General features: G+C 62.7%; 2 protein-coding genes. Both read left to right on the plus strand.

Annotated features, from left to right (window positions below):
* Window positions 1-733, plus strand: a 733-nt coding sequence (locus tag AB4Z11_RS29980; RefSeq protein ID WP_442029572.1) for an FAD binding domain-containing protein, incomplete at its 5' end; no start/stop codon positions are given.
* Window positions 730-2221 (plus strand): molybdopterin cofactor-binding domain-containing protein (locus tag AB4Z11_RS29985; protein ID WP_442029574.1); only part of this gene is annotated, 1492 nt, incomplete at its 3' end. The genes AB4Z11_RS29980 and AB4Z11_RS29985, both read left to right, overlap by 4 nt.

The raw sequence follows: 2221 nt of genomic DNA on the forward strand, positions 1-2221 counted from the left end.
CATCACGACCGTCGACGGCAAGCTGGAAATCGGCGCCGCCGTCTCGCTGGACGACGCCTACCGCGCCGTCAATGAACTGTACGACAACGACTCGCTGCACGAATTGTGGCAGCGCTTTGCCTCCCAGCCGATCCGCAGCACCGGCACCCTGGGCGGCAGTGTGGCCAACGGCTCGCCGATCGGCGACTCGGCGCCGTGGATGATCGTGCTCGGCGCAGAAATCGTGCTGCGCTCGGATAAGGGGCAGCGCGTCCTGCTGCTGCAGGACTTCTATCTCGACTACATGAAGAAGGACTGGTTGCCGGGCGAATTCGTGGAAGCAGTGCGCATCCCGCTGCCGAAAGCAGGCCAGCAGTTTCGCACCTACAAACTCGCCAAGCGCTACGATCAGGACATCTCCGCCGTCTGCGCCGCCTTTGCCATCGATCTCGATAACGGCATCGTGYGCAACGCACATATCGCTTATGGAGGCATGGCCGCTACCTCTCGCCGCGCACCGCTGGCGGAAGCTGCTCTCAACGGCCAGCCATGGAATGAGACCACGCTGCGGGCCGGCATGGAAGCGCTGGCGAAAGACTACACGCCACTGAGCGATATGCGCGCTTCAGCCAATTACCGCATGCGCACCGCGCAGAACCTGCTGCGCCGCTTCTGGATGGAGTCCCGTCCTGAAGACGCGGTATCGAGCAACTACGTCAACGCTTACGCATACAAGGAAGGAGCCGCTGCATGAACAGCAAGTCCGAACAGTTCATGACCGTCGGCGCCGCCAAAGGCTGGGCCGAGGTTGGGCAAAGCCACCCGCACGAATCGGCCATCCTGCATGTGCTGGGCGAAGCGGTCTACACCGACGACATCCCGGAAGCGCAAGGCACGCTGCACGCCGCGCTGGGCCTGTCGCCGAAAGCGCACGCGCGCATCCTGTCCATCAACCTCGATCCGGTGAAAGCCATGCCAGGCGTGGTGGCGGTGTACACCTACAAAGACATCCCCGGTACCAACGACTGCGGCCCGATCATCCACGACGACCCTATCCTCGCAGAGGAAAAAGTGGAATACGTCGGCCAGCCAATCTTCGTTGTGGTGGCCGACACCCACGACCACGCGCGCCACGCGGCACGCAAGGCCGACATCCAGTACGAAGACCTGCCTGCCATCCTCACGCCGCAGGCAGCGCGCGATGCCGAATCCTTCGTCGTTCCACCGATGCGCCTGACGCGCGGCGATGCGCAAGCGGCTTTCGAACGTTCGCCCAATATCCTGAAGGGCACGCTGAACGTGGGCGGCCAGGAACAGTTCTACCTGGAAGGCCAGATTTCGTACGCCGTGCCGAAGGAAGGCAACGGCATGCACGTCTACTGTTCCACCCAGCATCCGACCGAAATGCAGCACGTGGTGTCGCACGCCCTGCACTACCCGTCGCACGCAGTGATGGTGGAATGCCGCCGCATGGGCGGTGGTTTCGGCGGCAAGGAATCGCAATCGGCACTGTGGGCGGCCTGCGCCGCGGTTAGCGCCGCGCACCTGAAGCGCCCCGTCAAACTGCGCGCCGACCGCGACGACGACATGATGGTGACCGGCAAGCGCCACTGCTTCTTTTACGAATATGAGATCGGCTACGACGATGAAGGCCTGATCACTGCCGCCAAGGTACAGATGGTGAGCCGTGCCGGCTTCTCCGCCGACCTGTCCGCGCCGGTCGCGACGCGCGCCATCTGCCACTTCGACAACACCTACTACCTGAGCGACTGCGACATCCGCGCCATGGCGGGCAAGACCAACACCCAGTCGAATACGGCCTTCCGTGGCTTTGGCGGCCCGCAAGGCGCCATCGCGATCGAATACATCGTTGACGAAATCGCGCGCAATCTGGGCAAGGACGCGCTGGATGTTCGCAAGAAGAACTTCTATGGCCGCAACGATGAGGAAGGTCGCAACGTCACGCAATATGGCCAGAAAGTGGTCGACAATGTCATCCACGATCTGGTGGGCCAACTGGAAAGCGAATCGGCCTACCGCGCTCGCCGCGAAGCCATCCGCGCCTTCAACGCCACCAGTCCTGTTCTGAAGAAAGGCATGGCGCTGACGCCAGTGAAGTTCGGCATCGCCTTCAACGTGACCCACTTCAACCAGGCCGGCGCGCTGGTCCACATCTACACCGACGGCTCCGTGCTGGTGAACCATGGCGGCACCGAAATGGGCCAGGGCATCAACACCAAGG

Origin of the sequence: Pseudoduganella sp. RAF53_2 (assembly GCF_052113985.1) — a bacterium.
Lineage (GTDB): Bacteria > Pseudomonadota > Gammaproteobacteria > Burkholderiales > Burkholderiaceae_D > Rugamonas.